The sequence below is a fragment of the Cronobacter sakazakii genome, assembly GCF_000982825.1.
Classification (GTDB): Bacteria; Pseudomonadota; Gammaproteobacteria; order Enterobacterales; family Enterobacteriaceae; genus Cronobacter; species Cronobacter sakazakii.
Map to the genome: position 1 here is coordinate 851,336 of NZ_CP011047.1, position 13,579 is coordinate 864,914.

The following is a 13,579-nucleotide window of genomic DNA, read 5'->3' on the forward strand; positions in this document are numbered from 1 at the left end:
GATCGGATAAAATGATTCGCGTGGTCATGGTGTTATATGTTTGAAATAAATATTAATTTACCGGTGAAAGTGCAAAACGGCGGGCGCTTTATCTCCCGTGGCGTTGGCCAGCACCCTGCGCGCAGGCTCGACTCATGGGAAATCATTTTTGTTGAAAAAGGGACGCTTACGATCCGCGAAGAAGAGACGATTTTTGAGGTTAACGCGGGAGAAAGCTTACTATTATGGCCTGGAAGAGAACATCAGGGCGTTGGCATATTTCCAGCGGATCTGAAATTTTACTGGCTGCATTTTGAGTATTATCCTCCAGCTCAAAATAAAGCGGGCTGCGATTTATCTTTATTGTCCGTTCCTCAACATTGTCGGGCGCGCGAGCCGCAGCATATTATTTCGCTGTTTCGTCAGTTTCTGAATGAGCAGGAAAATGTCACGCGCACGCTGGCGCTGGAAATTATTTTGTTATTAATACTCCAGCAACTGTGCGCCAGCGCAGGCGATGTGCAACCCACAGAGGGCAGTGGCGCGGCGCTCGCCTGGAAGGCTCAACAGCTTATCCGTACGCAATATCATCTGCCGCTCTCTACCTCAACCCTCGCCGCGAGCCTGCACTGCAACGCGGATTACCTGGGGCGCGTCTATCGCCAGACGTTTCGCCTGACCATCACCGAGGCGGTGCAGCATCAGCGGGTCATCGCTGCGGAAAAACAGCTGATTAACGACTCGCTCTCGCTTTGCGAAGTAGCCAAAAACTGTGGTTTTCCAGATGTCGGCTATTTCCGGCGGGTTTTTCGCCGTCATCACGGCCTCACTCCGGCTGCCTGGAAAAAGCGATACTGCAAAGAGCATATCAACTCCGACTAAACATTTATCCCGTTGATGTAATGGAACAAATTATTACGGAAGGAGGATCGCAGAAGGGAAATGTTCATGGTGGCGGGTGTTCGCGTCTGTTGTTGCCGATGGTAACCTTGCCTGGTGCCGTTCTGTCTTAAGTCGTTGTCGGTATATCAGGAGGAAAGAAGCTGTGGTGATTAAGGAGATTGTTGTGAGCAGAATTTCTCGCGAGCCGTCCGGTGAGCCGATTCGTTGCCCCGAGGCGCTTAACATACCTTCTCAACTGTTACGTACACCTCGCGTCTGCAGTAAGGGAGAATATTCTTCTGACCAGCAAAAAAAGGATGTGTTGCATGACGCGCTGGGTCTGTGGGGCGTTAACGCTGAGGATGGCCTGAGTTATGAGCGCAGTTTGCGTAGCGAGTGGTAAGCAATGGGTATGCTCGCCGTTTTTGATACCAATATCTTGATCGATCTTTTTAGTGGTCACGAAAAGGCACGGCAAACGTTAGGGCGATTTCCGGAAAATCGTGCCATTAGCCTGATTACCTGGATCGAAGTGATGGTAGGCGCGCGTAAGCATCATCAGGAACAACAAACACGTGAGGTCCTGGCTACTTTTACTGTCCTGCCGGTGTCATTATCCGTCGCGGAACGCAGCGTAGAAATTCGCCGACAGTGCGGAATGAAATTACCAGATGCCATTATTCTTGCTACTGCGCAGGTGCACTCGCGCATGTTGCTTACGCGCAACAGCAAGGATTTTGAAGGGGTAACAGGAGCAGAAATTCCCTATGTTCTGAACTAGCCCGCCCTGAACGAGCGGGCTACAGACAAGGCTTACTCACCCTCTCCCGGGAACAGGAACGGGTTGATGGAGCTCCTGGCGAAGCCTTCCTGCTCCATGCGGGCGTCAAGCACCAGTGAGGCGAGGTCATCCGCCACCGGCTCCACGTTCGGGTCTTTTTCCTGATACAGGATCTTCAGGTAAGTCCCGCAGTCGCCGCAGCTTTCGGCTTTAATGGCCGCCTGCTCGCTCTCCAGCGACCAGTAGTGCAAATCGCGGGTTTGCTCGCAGTTGCTGCATTTAACGCGCACCACGTGCCATTCCGTTTCGCACAGGTTGCAGTGCAGGTAGCGCAGCCCCTGGCTTGAGCCAATATGCACCATGCTGGAGACCGGAATGCTGCCGCAGACCGGGCAGAACTGGCGCGCTTCGCCATATTCCGCCCGCGCTTTGCCGGGGATAAGGCTCGCCATCTGCGCCCAGTAGAGCGACAGCGCTGCCCAGATAAACGGGGCTTTGTCGCTGCTCACCGCGCTGAAATCGGCGCTGAACAGGGCGCTCGCCATGGTTTCCAGCTCCTGCGCCGAGGCTTTTTCGAGATTTTCGATAACCGCCAGCGCCGGGCCGCTCATCTCCGGCTTCAGCTCGGCAATCAGCGACTGCAACAGCTTCTGCCAGTGGCCGTCGCGCGGCAGCACGTGAATATCGAGCGGAGGCTTGCCCTGTTCCGCGGCTGCTTTGATGCGTGCCGTCAAATCCATCTCCAGCGGGTGGTCATAGAGCACCACCTCCTGGGCATGCGCGATAAGCGCGGCAAAACGCAGGTAATCGCCCAGCGGATTATTTTCAGCCAGCTCGCGCAGGCGTGCGGCGCGGCGGTTATAGAGATTTTTCAGTCTGGGGAACAATAACGGCGGAATCACTTCCGCCGTACGTTTATCGCTCTTCTCCAGCTGGTCTTGCGGGATGATGCGAATACTCATTCAGATGATTTTTCCTGTTTCTCGCGCACTTCGCGATACCAGCGCGGGTGGTGTTTCTTCGCCCAGGTTTTGGTAACCCAGCCTTCCACCATGGCGGTAATGGTGCCTTTGACCCACAGGGCCGCGTAAATATGCACCATGATAACCACAATTAAGGCCACCGCGGCAAATGAATGCGCCAGCAGCGCCAGGCGAATCACCGGGATGGGGAACATCGGCGCGAACCACGGACGCCAGATAACCACGCCGCTTGCCAGTAACAGCAGAAGCAGCAGGATGGCCGCCCAGAAGACGCACTTCTGACCGAAATTATAGCGCCCGGTATCGCCCACTTCCTCGTTCATGGCGATTTTGTGGATGTTTTTTGCCCACAGAATATCGTCACGGTTAATGAGGTTGTGGTGCCAGTAACGGAAAAACATCAGCATAAACGAAACGAACATCACCACCCCAACGAAGGGGTGGAGGATGCGCGCCAGCTGCGGCGTGCCAAGAATGTTCATCAGCCAGTTGAAGGAGGGGAAAAAGAACCCCAGCCCGCTCACCGCCGCCAGCACGAAGGCGAAGGCGGTGATCCAGTGGTTGATTCGCTCTGGCGCGCTGTAGCGCACGATGGTGTCACGTCTTTTCATTTACGCACCTCATCATCGTCATGGTGCAGATTGTCTTCATCTTCCTCGGCGCGGTTTGGACCGATACCGACGTAGTGGAAGACGCTGGCGGCGAAGGTCGCCGCAAAGCCGATGGCGGCGAGCGGTTTCCAGATGCCTTTCCAGAACTTAACGGCTTCGCTGATTTCCGGGTTCTCCGGCAGGCCGTGATACAGGTTCGGCTTGTCGTTGTGGTGCAGCACGTACATCACGTGCGTACCGCCAACGCCTGCCGGATCGTACAGGCCCGCGTTTTCGTAACCACGGGTTTTCAGCTCCGCCACGCGCTCGCCTGCCAGCTGTTTCATATCCTCTTTGGTGCCAAAGTGGATAGCGCCGGTCGGACAGGTCTTCACGCACGCCGGCTCCTGGCCCACGGTTACGCGATCCACGCACAGGGTGCATTTGTAGACGCGGTTATCTTCCGGGTTCAGGCGCGGGACGTCGAACGGACAGCCCGCGATGCAGTAGCCGCAGCCGATGCACTGTTCAGACTGAAAATCGACGATACCGTTGGCATACTGAATGATAGCGCCTTCCGACGGGCACGCCTTCAGGCAGCCCGGATCGGCGCAGTGCATACAGCCATCCTTGCGGATAAGCCATTCCAGTTTGTCGTTCTGCTCCACTTCCGAGAAGCGCATCACGGTCCAGGACTTGGCGGTCAGATCCGCCGGGTTGTCATACACCCCGACGTTATGACCGACTTCGTCACGCAGATCGTTCCACTCGGAACAGGCCACCTGACAGGCTTTACAGCCGATACAGGTGGTTACGTCGATAAGCTTCGCCACTTCCTGCTGGTGGTCCCGCGCCTGCGGCGCGGGCGTGAAACCGTTAGTCGCGGAACGACGGATAATGTCTTGCGATTGATAAGCCATAAGTCGTCTCCGTTACACCTTTTCCACGTTCACCAGGAACGCCTTAAATTCCGGCGTCTGGGTGTTGGCGTCGCCCACGAACGGCGTCAGCGTGTTGGCGATAAAGCCTTTCTTCGCGACCCCTTCGTAACCCCAGTGGATTGGAATACCGATGGTATCCACCTGTTTGCCGTTCACGTTGAGCGTGCGAATACGCTTGGTCACCACCGCCTTGGCTTTGATATAGCCGCGGTTGGAGGAGACTTTCACGGTATCGCCCTGCGCGATGCCAAGCTTACCGGCGAGTTTCTCGCCGATTTCCACAAACTGTTCCGGCTGCGCGATGGCGTTTAACAGCGCGTGCTTGGTCCAGTAGTGGAAATGCTCGGTCAGACGGTACGTGGTGCCGACATACGGGAACTTATCCGCTTTGCCCATCGCTTCCAGATCGCCTTTGAACACGCGCGCCGCCGGGTTAGACACCACGTTCGGGTGCAGCGGGTTGGTGCCAAGCGGCGTCTCGAACGGCTCGTAGTGTTCCGGGAACGGGCCTTCCGCCATTTTGTCGATGGCGAACAGGCGGCCCATGCCTTCCGGCTGCATGATAAACGGACCGACATCGCTGCCCGGAGGCGCGGTGCTGTAGTCCGGGATATCGGCGCCGACCCACTTGCCGTTGGCGTAAGAGAGAAGCTGACGTTTCGGGTCCCACGGTTTGCCCTGCGGATCCGCGGAGGCGCGGTTATACAGAATGCGGCGGTTCAGCGGCCACGCCCATGCCCAGCCCAGCGTATTGCCAAGGCCTGACGGATCGGCGTTGTCGCGGCGCGCCATCTGGTTGCCGTCCGGCGTCCAGCTGCCGGCGAAGATCCAGCAGCCGCTTGAGGTGGTGCCGTCGTCACGCAGATGCGCGAAGGTGCCCAGCTGATCGCCTTTCTTCGCCAGCACGTTGCCGGTCACCGGATCGATGATATCCGCCAGCGCTTTACCGTTGCTCTCCATGGCCACTTCTTCCGGCGACGGGTTTTCCGGCGTCGAATAGTTCCAGCTCATGTTAAGGACTTGTTCCGGGCATGCGCCGCCCTGCTCGGCGTACATCTTACGCAGGCGCAGGAAGATACCAGCCAGGATTTCGCCGTCGTTCAGCGCTTCGCCCGGCGCGTCCTGACCTTTCCAGTGCCACTGCAGCCAGCGGCCGGAGTTCACGATAGATCCGTTCTCTTCGGCAAAGCAGGTGGACGGCAGGCGGAACACTTCGGTCTGAATGCTCGCCGGATCGACATCGTTCTGCTCGCCGTGGTTCTGCCAGAAGGTAGAGGTCTCGGTATTGAGCGGATCGATAGTCACCAGGAACTTCAGTTTTGAGAGTGAAGCGACCACTTTGTTTTTGTTCGGGAACGAGGCGACCGGGTTAAAGCCCTGGCAGATGTAGCCGTTGACTTTGCCCTGGTGCATCATCTCGAAATATTGCAGGACGTCGTAGCCTTTATCCCACTTCGGCAACCAGTCGAAGCCCCAGCTGTTCTCCGCCGTCGCTTTATCGCCATAGAAGGCTTTCATCAGCGAAACGAAGAATTTCGGGTAGTTGCCCCAGTAGTTCACCTGGCCTTCCAGCAGCGGTTTCGGCGTGTTGGCGGTCAGGTAGGTTTGCAGATCGGCCTGTTTTTCGCTTGGCAGCGACATGTAGCCGGTCAGGCTCTGGCTCAGCAGACCGAGGTCGGTCAGACCCTGAATGTTGGAGTGTCCGCGAAGCGCATTCACGCCGCCGCCCGCCATACCCATATTACCCAGCAGCAGCTGGATCATGGCCATCGTACGGATGTTCTGGGCACCCACGGAGTGCTGCGTCCAGCCGAGCGCATACAGGAACGACGCGGTTTTGTCGTGTACGCTGGTTTCGGCGATGTATTCGCACACCTTCAGGAAATCGGCTTTCGGCGTACCACAGATATTCTCAACGACATCCGGCGTGTAGCGGGAGACGTGCGTTTTCAGCAGGTTCCAGACGCAGCGCGGGTGCGAGAGCGTGGTATCGCGTTTTGCGAAGCCTTTTTCGTCCAGCTCATAGTGCCAGCTGGTTTTGTCATATTTGCGTTTTTCCGCGTCGTAGCCGGTAAACAGGCCGTCATCGAAACCGTAATCTTCACGCACGATCAGGCTGGCGTTGGTGTAGGCCTCGACATATTCGCGGTTAAACTTGTTGTTGTTCAGCAGGTACAGCAGTACGCCTGACAGGAAAGCGATGTCAGTACCGGAACGGATAGGCGTATAGAAATCGGCCACCGACGCCGTGCGCGTAAAGCGCGGGTCAATAACGATAAGCTTCGCGCCATTGTGGATCTTGGCTTCCATCGCCCAGCGGAATCCCACCGGATGCGCTTCTGCCGCGTTCCCACCCATCACGACGATGAGGTTGGCGTTCTTCATATCAACCCAGTGGTTGGTCATCGCACCGCGACCAAATGTTGGAGCAAGACTTGCTACCGTTGGTCCGTGTCAGACACGCGCCTGGTTATCCACGGCTAACATGCCGAGGGCGCGGGTAAATTTCTGGGTTAAATAGCCGGTTTCGTTACTGGAAGCGGAGGCGCACAGCATACCGGTGGAGAGCCAGCGGTTAACGGTGGTGCCTTCGGCGTTTTGCGCGATAAAGTTCGCGTCGCGGTCTTCTTTCATCAGCTTCGCGATGCGATTAAACGCCTCGTCCCAGCTGATGCGCTGCCATTTATCGGAGCCAGGCGCGCGGTATTCAGGGTATTTCAGACGCGATTCGGAGTGGATGAAATCCACCAGACCTGCGCCTTTCGGGCAAAGCGCCCCGCGGTTGACCGGATGATCCGGGTCCCCTTCGATGTGGAAAATCGAGGATTTCGCGTTTTTCGCGCCGTCGCCGAGGCTATACATCAACAGCCCACAGCCGACGGAGCAGTACGTACAGGTATTACGGGTTTCGCGGGTGCGCAGCAGTTTATATTGCCGTGTTTCCGCCAGCGCGACGCTGGGAGCAAATCCCAGTGCGGCTGCCGTGGTGCCTGCCATACCGCCAGCGCAGATCTTAAAGAACTGCCTTCTGCTGACCTGCATGGATTGCTCCTTGTTCAGACATTGTCACAAAGTAAGTCGTATGGTTTTTCTTTTGCGGATGCCGCCGCAACGGTTCACAATCGTAATTCCCTTCTTAACGAGGAGGGATTAGGGGCAACAGAATACCACAATGTTGCTGAGGCTGTTTCAGACGGTTAATAAAAAGTGAATAAGAACCATCCAGAACTGTTGCAAAACGTGACCGATGTCACGGCCGCTCGTTCCCTTCCGCTCTGGAAAAGAGAGAACCTCACCACCACCGAGCCGGACTGGCTGGCGGAAGAAGTGCCGGTAGCGCTGGTCTACAACGGTATCTCGCACGTCGTGATGATGGCGTCTCCCAAAGATTTGGAAATCTTCGCCCTTGGATTTTCGTTATCGGAAGGAATTGTCGAATCTTCACACGAAATTTACGGCATGGATATTATCCATGGGTGTAATGGTATCGAAATTCAGGTGGAACTTTCCAGTCGTCGCTTTATGGAGCTGAAAGCGCGCCGCCGTAATCTGGCGGGGCGAACCGGCTGCGGCGTCTGCGGTGTGGAACAGCTTAACGATATTGTGCGTCCTCTGGCTCCGCTGCCGTTCACGCAAACTTTCTCGCTCGATAACCTCGACGGCGCGCTGCGTCAGCTCGCCAGCGTCCAGCCTGTCGGCGAGCTCACCGGCTGTACGCACGCCGCCGCCTGGCTGACCCCGCAGGGCGACATTGCGGGCGGGCATGAAGATGTCGGGCGTCACGTGGCGCTCGATAAACTGCTCGGCCGACGCGCGCGTGAAGCGTGGCAGCAGGGCGCGGTGCTGGTGTCGAGTCGCGCCAGCTATGAAATGGTGCAGAAAGCCGCGACCTGCGGCGTGGAAATTCTCTTTGCGGTCTCCGCCGCCACCACGCTCGCCGTGGAGGTCGCCGAGCGCTGCAACCTGACGCTGGTGGGCTTTTCACGCCCTGGCCGCGCGACGATTTACACGCATCCCCAGCGCCTGATCGCAGGCGATAAAAACGCGTGATTTTTGTTCAGTTTTTCTGAAAAAGAACGGCAAATCCTTCCGCTTTTGGTTTCCGATGTGCAGGTCTACTATTACACACATTGAAGGCAATTCGCCTTCTCACTCACATCAAAACGGAAGGAATTTCACAATGAACACTATCAAATCTTTTGTTGCAGTTATGACGCTTGCTACCGCTTTCGGCGCTTTCGCTGGCCAGTCCATCACCGCGACCGATACCACGCTTTCTGGCGCAAAAGCTAAAATCGCCGCGCAGGCCGAGCAGATGGGCGCGACGTACAAAATCACCGAAGCGTTCACCGGCAATCAGGTCCACATGACTGCTGAACTGAACAAATAAGCCAGAAGTTGTCGAAAGAGCGCCTGCGGGCGCTTTTTTTATGGCATGCCCGCCAGACGCAGCAGCGCGGTAACCACCGCCGCCGCAAAAATCACCACGATTAACGGCGCCTTGCGCCAGGCCAGAAAGATCGCGAACGCCACACCCAGCACCCTCGCCATACCCGCAAAGCTTTCACCTTCGTAAAACGTCGCCGCCAGCGCCACGGCAAACAGTAACGTCGTTGCCGCATCAGAGAGCAGCGCCTGCGCGCGCTCACTCAGCGCAAGCTTGTTACCGAGTTTCGCCCCGCCAAAGCGCATCAGATACGTGCCGACAGAGAGCACACCGATCCCGGCCAGAATCATCATGGTACTCGCCATTATTTCTTCCTCGTGAGTAAGCCTGCCAGCGAGAGCAGCACCGGCAGCCCGACCGGCGCAAACGGCACGGCGGCAAGCGAGAGCGCCGCGCCGCTGCCTGCGCGGATAAGCGTGGTTCTGTTTTTCAGGGCAGGGAGTACCAGCGCAAGTAAAATCGCCGGGAAAACGGCGTCAAGACCGATGGTTTCCGGTGCGGGCAGCAGCGTGCCCATCGCCACGCCGATCACAACGCCAAGCGGCCAGCACAGCGCCACGCCAAGCCCGCACAGCCAGTACGCCGCTTTACGCGTTTCAGGTGTCTGTTGCGATAACCCGAACACCACGCTTTCATCATTCATGATGTGTGAGCCCAGCAATCTTTTTGCGCCCCGGCCCACCAGATCCCGCACCGTGATGCCAAACGGCAGGTGGCGCGCGTTAACCAGCAGCCCTGCCGCCGCCGCGGCCAGCGGGTTACCGCCGCTTGCGACGATGCCGATAAAAATAAACTCCGACGCGCCTGCCAGTACCGAGATGGACAGCAACAGCGGCACCCACATCGCGAAGCCATAAGCCATCGCGAGCGTGCCATAAGAAATCCCGACCACGCCAACGGCCAGACAGACCAGCACAATAGCCTTTATAATGTCGCCTTTAAGGCAGGCGAACCGGTGCAGAATCATACGTTTTTCACCTATAACGAACGAATGAACATTATAATGAACATGCCGCTGTCTATTTTCAACACGAACGTTCGTTCATTTTAACGAACGAGGGAACCCGACATGACACAGCCCATTACCGTGATTGCTCAAAGTCTGGTGCGCGAACGCACGCGCGCCGGGTTGTCGCTGGCCGAAGTGGCTCGCCGCGCGGGGATCGCTAAATCCACGCTGTCGCAGCTGGAAGCCGGTAACGGTAATCCGAGCCTGGAGACGCTCTGGGCGCTATGCGTGGCGCTTGATATTCCTTTTGCCCGCCTGATGGAACCGCAGGCCAACCAAACGCAGGTGATCCGCCGCGGTGAAGGGCCGAAAGTCGTCGCGGAACTCGCCAATTACCAGGCGATTTTACTGGCGACCTGCCCGCCGGGCGCGCGTCGCGATATCTATCTGCTGCTGACGCAGCCGGAAGGCGAGCGTCTGTCACAGCCGCACCCGACGGGCTCGGTGGAACATATCATCGTGACGCAGGGGCGCGCGCTGGTCGGGCTCGCGGAAGCGCCGGAAGAGCTGCACGCCGGGGATTACATCTGTTACCCGGCCGATCGGGCGCACGTTTTTCGCGCGCTGGAGCCGGATACTCAGGCAATTCTGGTGGCGGAACAGAATTAAGCCCTACAGAATCTGTGGACGCCTGCGCCACCCCAGGCGACACTCTTACGCACCCTGCAATCAGGCACTTAACTTATGTCGCTTAAAGCAATCGCCGCACAACTTGGCCTCTCCGTCACCACCGTCAGCCGCGCGCTGAACGGCTACGACGACGTTTCTCAGGAAACCCGCGCGCGGGTGGAGGCTGAAGCGGCGCGACGCGGCTACCGGCCAAACACGTTCGCGCGTCGCCTGAAAATGGGCAAAATCGACGCCGTCGGGCTGGTCTTTCCCGTACATCCCGTGCCGCTCAATAACAGCGTCTTTATGGAGATGGTGGGTGAGATAAGCCGCGAACTGGCGCAACATGAGGTCGATTTGCTGCTGATTGCCGATGACGATCTCGCAGACAGCCACAGCTATATGCGTCTGGTGCAAAGCCGCCGCGTGGACGCGCTGATTGTGGCGCATACGCTCGATAACGACCCACGTTTGCAGCAGCTTCAGACGGTGAATTTTCCTTTCCTGGCGCTCGGACGCAGCCGGTTGCCGCAACCCTACGCCTGGTTTGATTTCGATAACTACGCCGGTACGCATCAGGCCACCGAGCGGTTAATCCGTCTCGGGCACCGGCGCATCGCGATGCTTGGCGAGCACAACAGCCAGGCGTTTATCACCCAGCGCCGCGAGGGCTGGCGAGACGCGCTGAAAGCGCATCAGCTTGATGACAGCGGCCTGCGGATGCTCCCGCCCACCCGCCGCGCGGGCTATAAAGCGGTGCTGGAACTGATGGCGCTGCCCGCCCCGCCGACGGCCATTGTGACCGACTGCAACTCGCTCGGCGACGGGGCCGCGATGGCGCTGCAAACGCTTAATCGCTTGCAGGGCGAAGGGGCGGTTTCGCTGGTGGTCTATGACGGTCTGCCGCCTGACAGCATCGTGGAGATGGATGTGGCGGCGGTCATTCAGTCCACGCGCGAAGGCGTGGGGCGACAAATCGCCGACATGGTGCAGCGTCTTATCGCGGGCGAGCCCGCAGAACAGCTTCAGGTGCTCTGGCAACCCGATTTTCTGGAAGGCAGCACGCTTCATCCCGCTGACTAAACCCTCGGCATTTTCTTAAGCAAAATTCCGTGCAGATCACACATCCGAAACGTTTTGGTTGGCATCCGAAACGTTTCGGATCAACAGTAAAAGCATTCTTTTACCGGAGATGCTTTTATGGAAACCCGCATTCATCGACTCACCAGCCCCACAACCGATGTTGTTATCAAAACGCACCCGTTCGCTGAAATTCTCTACTGGGGGCCGCATCTTGCGCACTTTTCGGAGCACGATTGTGCGAGCCTCGTGCGCCCGGTGGCTAATGGCCGTCTGGATACCGATTCACCCGTCACGTTAATGGCGGAGAACGGCCACGGGCTGTTTGGCGCGCCGGGACTGGAAGGGCACCGCAACGGGCTGGACGCCTCGCCGGTGTTTACCACGCAGGACGTCAACCAGAACGGGCAGACGCTGGTGATTACCAGCGAAGACGCCACCGCCGGGCTGCGGCTCGTGAGCGAGCTTTCGCTCGGCGACAGCGGCGTGCTGAAAGTGCGCCACGGCCTGACCAATCTGCGCGACGGCGCCTGGCAGGTGGATCGTTTCGCGGTCACGCTGCCGGTGGCGGAGCGGGCGTTTGAAGTGATGGCGTTTCATGGCCGCTGGATACGTGAGTTCCAGCCGCACCGCGTGACGTTAAGCCATGACGGCTTTGTGCTGGAGAACCGCCGCGGGCGCACCTCGCACGAGCATTTTCCGGCGCTTATCGCTGGTACGCCGGGTTTTGGCGAGCAGCACGGCGACGTCTGGGGCGTGCATCTTGGGTGGAGCGGCAACCACCGGCTGAAGTGCGAAGCGAAAACCGACGGGCGGCGCTATCTCCAGGCCGAGGCGCTCTATCTGCCGGGCGAAATGGCGCTGGCGACCGGCGAGACGCTGCACACGCCCTGGCTCTACGCGAGCCACTCCACGCGCGGTCTGAACGGCATGAGCCAGCAGTTTCACCGCTTTCTGCGTAAGGAAATCATCCGTTTTCCTGGCAACAAACCGCGCCCGGTGCACCTTAACACCTGGGAGGGGATCTACTTCGACCATCAGCCGGAATACATCATGCAGATGGCGACCAGGGCCGCGGCGCTCGGCGTGGAGCGCTTTATCATTGACGACGGCTGGTTTAAGGGCCGCAACGACGACCACGCGGCGCTCGGCGACTGGTATCTCGATGAGCAGAAATACCCGGACGGCCTGATGCCGGTGATTAATCACGTGAAAAGTCTCGGGATGGAGTTCGGCATCTGGGTGGAGCCGGAGATGATCAACCCCGATTCCGATCTTTACCGTGCGCACCCGGACTGGGTGCTGGCGCTGCCGGGCTACCCGAAAACTACCGGACGCCATCAGTGGGTGCTTAATCTCAACATTCCTGCCGCCTTCGATTACCTGCTGGAACGCATGAGCTGGCTTCTGGGCGAGCATCCGGTTGATTACGTGAAGTGGGACATGAACCGCGAGCTGGTGCAGCCGGGCCACGCGGGCAAAGCGGCGGCAGACGCCCAGACGCGTCAGTTCTATCGCCTGCTGGATGCGCTGCGCGCGCGTTTCCCGCACGTTGAATTTGAGTCCTGCGCATCCGGCGGTGGGCGTATCGATTTCGAAGTGCTGACGCGCACGCACCGCTTCTGGGCCTCCGACAACAACGACGCGCTGGAGCGCAACACCATCCAGCGCGGCATGAGCTACTTCTTCCCGCCGGAAGTGATGGGCGCGCATATCGGCAACCCGCGCTGCCACGCGACGTTCCGCCTGCACAGCATTGAGTTTCGCGGCCTGACGGCGCTGTTCGGTCATATGGGGCTGGAGCTGGACCCAGTCAGCGCTGGCGAGCAGGAGGCGGCGGGCTATCAGCGCTATGCCGCGCTTTATAAGGAATGGCGTGAGCTGATCCACACCGGAGACCTGTGGCGCGTGGAGATGCCGGACGCCGCCACGCAGGTGCAGGGCGTCGTCAGTCAGGATAAGACGCAGGGGCTGTTTCTGGTAAGCCAGCTGGCGATGCCGGATTACACGCTGCCAGGCGCGCTGCGCGTGCCGGGGCTCGATCCGCAGGCCCGTTACCAGGTGCGGCTGGTGGATCATCCGAATATTCAGTTGACCGGCGAAGGCGGCCACACCATGCGCAAACTGCCGGGCTGGATGAGCGAGCCTGTCAGCGCCAGCGGCGAATGGCTGGCGCAGGCGGGGCTGCAACTGCCGGTGCTCGACCCGGAAACCGCGATGCTTATCGCGTTTGAGCGCGTGTAACAGGCGGGTGCCGTGAAAGCGGCACCTCAATGGT

The 13,579-nt window shown here is 58.5% G+C and carries 14 protein-coding genes; 8 read left to right on the forward strand and 6 right to left on the reverse strand.

The features are described 5' to 3' along the window. Positions 1 to 36 precede the first annotated feature (36 nt). The 3 genes from CSK29544_RS03960 (at position 37) to CSK29544_RS03965 (ending at position 1,642) form a co-directional block, all read left to right on the forward strand. A complete protein-coding gene (locus tag CSK29544_RS03960) occupies positions 37 to 861 on the forward strand; it encodes an AraC family transcriptional regulator (protein ID WP_007899185.1) in 825 nt (274 codons plus the stop codon). 184 nt (positions 862 to 1,045) lie between these two features. Beyond that, positions 1,046 to 1,264 carry a hypothetical protein gene (locus CSK29544_RS22425; RefSeq protein WP_237718973.1) on the forward strand — a complete coding sequence of 73 codons (219 nt, stop codon included), beginning with the start codon at positions 1,046 to 1,048 and terminating at the stop codon, positions 1,262 to 1,264. Between the two features lie 3 nt (positions 1,265 to 1,267). Next, complete coding sequence (locus CSK29544_RS03965; RefSeq protein WP_007853639.1) at positions 1,268 to 1,642, forward strand: type II toxin-antitoxin system VapC family toxin; 375 nt, start codon at positions 1,268 to 1,270, stop codon at positions 1,640 to 1,642. 32 nt (positions 1,643 to 1,674) lie between these two features. Here CSK29544_RS03965 and fdhE read toward each other — a convergent pair whose 3' ends face one another. From fdhE to fdnG, 4 genes are read right to left on the reverse strand one after another with little or no spacing between them, the layout of a single operon-like run. Further along, positions 1,675 to 2,604, reverse strand: coding sequence for a formate dehydrogenase accessory protein FdhE (gene fdhE / locus CSK29544_RS03970; protein ID WP_007871963.1), 930 nt, complete (start codon positions 2,602 to 2,604; stop codon positions 1,675 to 1,677). After that, entirely contained in the window at positions 2,601 to 3,236 is a 636-nt protein-coding gene (gene fdoI / locus CSK29544_RS03975; RefSeq protein WP_004385165.1) for a formate dehydrogenase cytochrome b556 subunit, read from the reverse strand. The genes fdhE and fdoI overlap by 4 nt, the downstream gene beginning before the upstream one ends. Further along, positions 3,233 to 4,135 (reverse strand): formate dehydrogenase subunit beta, encoded by a 903-nt coding sequence (gene fdxH / locus CSK29544_RS03980; protein WP_004385164.1) that lies wholly within the window; start codon positions 4,133 to 4,135, stop codon positions 3,233 to 3,235. Before fdxH ends, fdoI begins: the two co-directional genes overlap by 4 nt. A gap of 12 nt (positions 4,136 to 4,147) precedes the next feature. Then, a complete protein-coding gene (gene fdnG, locus CSK29544_RS03985; RefSeq protein WP_087601230.1) occupies positions 4,148 to 7,198 on the reverse strand; it encodes a formate dehydrogenase-N subunit alpha in 3,051 nt (1,016 codons plus the stop codon). A gap of 165 nt (positions 7,199 to 7,363) precedes the next feature. Between fdnG and fdhD the strand changes: the two genes are divergently transcribed. Beyond that, positions 7,364 to 8,206 carry a formate dehydrogenase accessory sulfurtransferase FdhD gene (gene fdhD / locus CSK29544_RS03995; protein WP_004385161.1) on the forward strand — a complete coding sequence of 281 codons (843 nt, stop codon included), beginning with the start codon at positions 7,364 to 7,366 and terminating at the stop codon, positions 8,204 to 8,206. 130 nt (positions 8,207 to 8,336) lie between these two features. Then, positions 8,337 to 8,546 (forward strand): YdgH/BhsA/McbA-like domain containing protein, encoded by a 210-nt coding sequence (locus tag CSK29544_RS04000; protein WP_007899193.1) that lies wholly within the window; start codon positions 8,337 to 8,339, stop codon positions 8,544 to 8,546. 38 nt (positions 8,547 to 8,584) lie between these two features. On the opposite strand, the gene CSK29544_RS04005 is transcribed toward CSK29544_RS04000, so the two are convergent. After that, complete coding sequence (locus tag CSK29544_RS04005; protein WP_007899196.1) at positions 8,585 to 8,908, reverse strand: AzlD domain-containing protein; 324 nt, start codon at positions 8,906 to 8,908, stop codon at positions 8,585 to 8,587. Beyond that, a complete protein-coding gene (locus CSK29544_RS04010; RefSeq protein ID WP_085959009.1) occupies positions 8,908 to 9,567 on the reverse strand; it encodes an AzlC family ABC transporter permease in 660 nt (219 codons plus the stop codon). The genes CSK29544_RS04005 and CSK29544_RS04010 overlap by 1 nt, the downstream gene beginning before the upstream one ends. Positions 9,568 to 9,672: 105 nt before the next feature. Here CSK29544_RS04010 and CSK29544_RS04015 point away from each other — a divergent pair, with 105 nt between their 5' ends. The 3 genes from CSK29544_RS04015 to CSK29544_RS04025 all read left to right on the forward strand — a co-directional run bounded on the left by CSK29544_RS04015 (position 9,673) and on the right by CSK29544_RS04025 (position 13,545). Beyond that, entirely contained in the window at positions 9,673 to 10,221 is a 549-nt protein-coding gene (locus CSK29544_RS04015) for a helix-turn-helix domain-containing protein (protein ID WP_007899201.1), read from the forward strand. Positions 10,222 to 10,296: 75 nt separating this feature from the next. Further along, positions 10,297 to 11,304 carry a LacI family DNA-binding transcriptional regulator gene (locus CSK29544_RS04020; RefSeq protein ID WP_007899204.1) on the forward strand — a complete coding sequence of 336 codons (1,008 nt, stop codon included), beginning with the start codon at positions 10,297 to 10,299 and terminating at the stop codon, positions 11,302 to 11,304. Between the two features lie 117 nt (positions 11,305 to 11,421). Then, complete coding sequence (locus CSK29544_RS04025; RefSeq protein WP_029039312.1) at positions 11,422 to 13,545, forward strand: alpha-galactosidase; 2,124 nt, start codon at positions 11,422 to 11,424, stop codon at positions 13,543 to 13,545. Positions 13,546 to 13,579 lie beyond the last annotated feature (34 nt).

What these genes read in the sequence shown, in the direction of transcription:
- CSK29544_RS03960 (WP_007899185.1), top strand. Translation starts at nt 37, where the DNA reads ATGTTTGAAATAAATATTAATTTACCGGTGAAAGTGCAAAACGGCGGG.
- CSK29544_RS03965 (WP_007853639.1), top strand. Translation starts at nt 1,268, where the DNA reads ATGGGTATGCTCGCCGTTTTTGATACCAATATCTTGATCGATCTTTTT.
- fdhE (WP_007871963.1), bottom strand. Translation starts at nt 2,604, where the DNA reads ATGAGTATTCGCATCATCCCGCAAGACCAGCTGGAGAAGAGCGATAAA.
- fdoI (WP_004385165.1), bottom strand. Translation starts at nt 3,236, where the DNA reads ATGAAAAGACGTGACACCATCGTGCGCTACAGCGCGCCAGAGCGAATC.
- fdxH (WP_004385164.1), bottom strand. Translation starts at nt 4,135, where the DNA reads ATGGCTTATCAATCGCAAGACATTATCCGTCGTTCCGCGACTAACGGT.
- CSK29544_RS04000 (WP_007899193.1), top strand. Translation starts at nt 8,337, where the DNA reads ATGAACACTATCAAATCTTTTGTTGCAGTTATGACGCTTGCTACCGCT.
- CSK29544_RS04005 (WP_007899196.1), bottom strand. Translation starts at nt 8,908, where the DNA reads ATGGCGAGTACCATGATGATTCTGGCCGGGATCGGTGTGCTCTCTGTC.
- CSK29544_RS04015 (WP_007899201.1), top strand. Translation starts at nt 9,673, where the DNA reads ATGACACAGCCCATTACCGTGATTGCTCAAAGTCTGGTGCGCGAACGC.
- CSK29544_RS04020 (WP_007899204.1), top strand. Translation starts at nt 10,297, where the DNA reads ATGTCGCTTAAAGCAATCGCCGCACAACTTGGCCTCTCCGTCACCACC.
- CSK29544_RS04025 (WP_029039312.1), top strand. Translation starts at nt 11,422, where the DNA reads ATGGAAACCCGCATTCATCGACTCACCAGCCCCACAACCGATGTTGTT.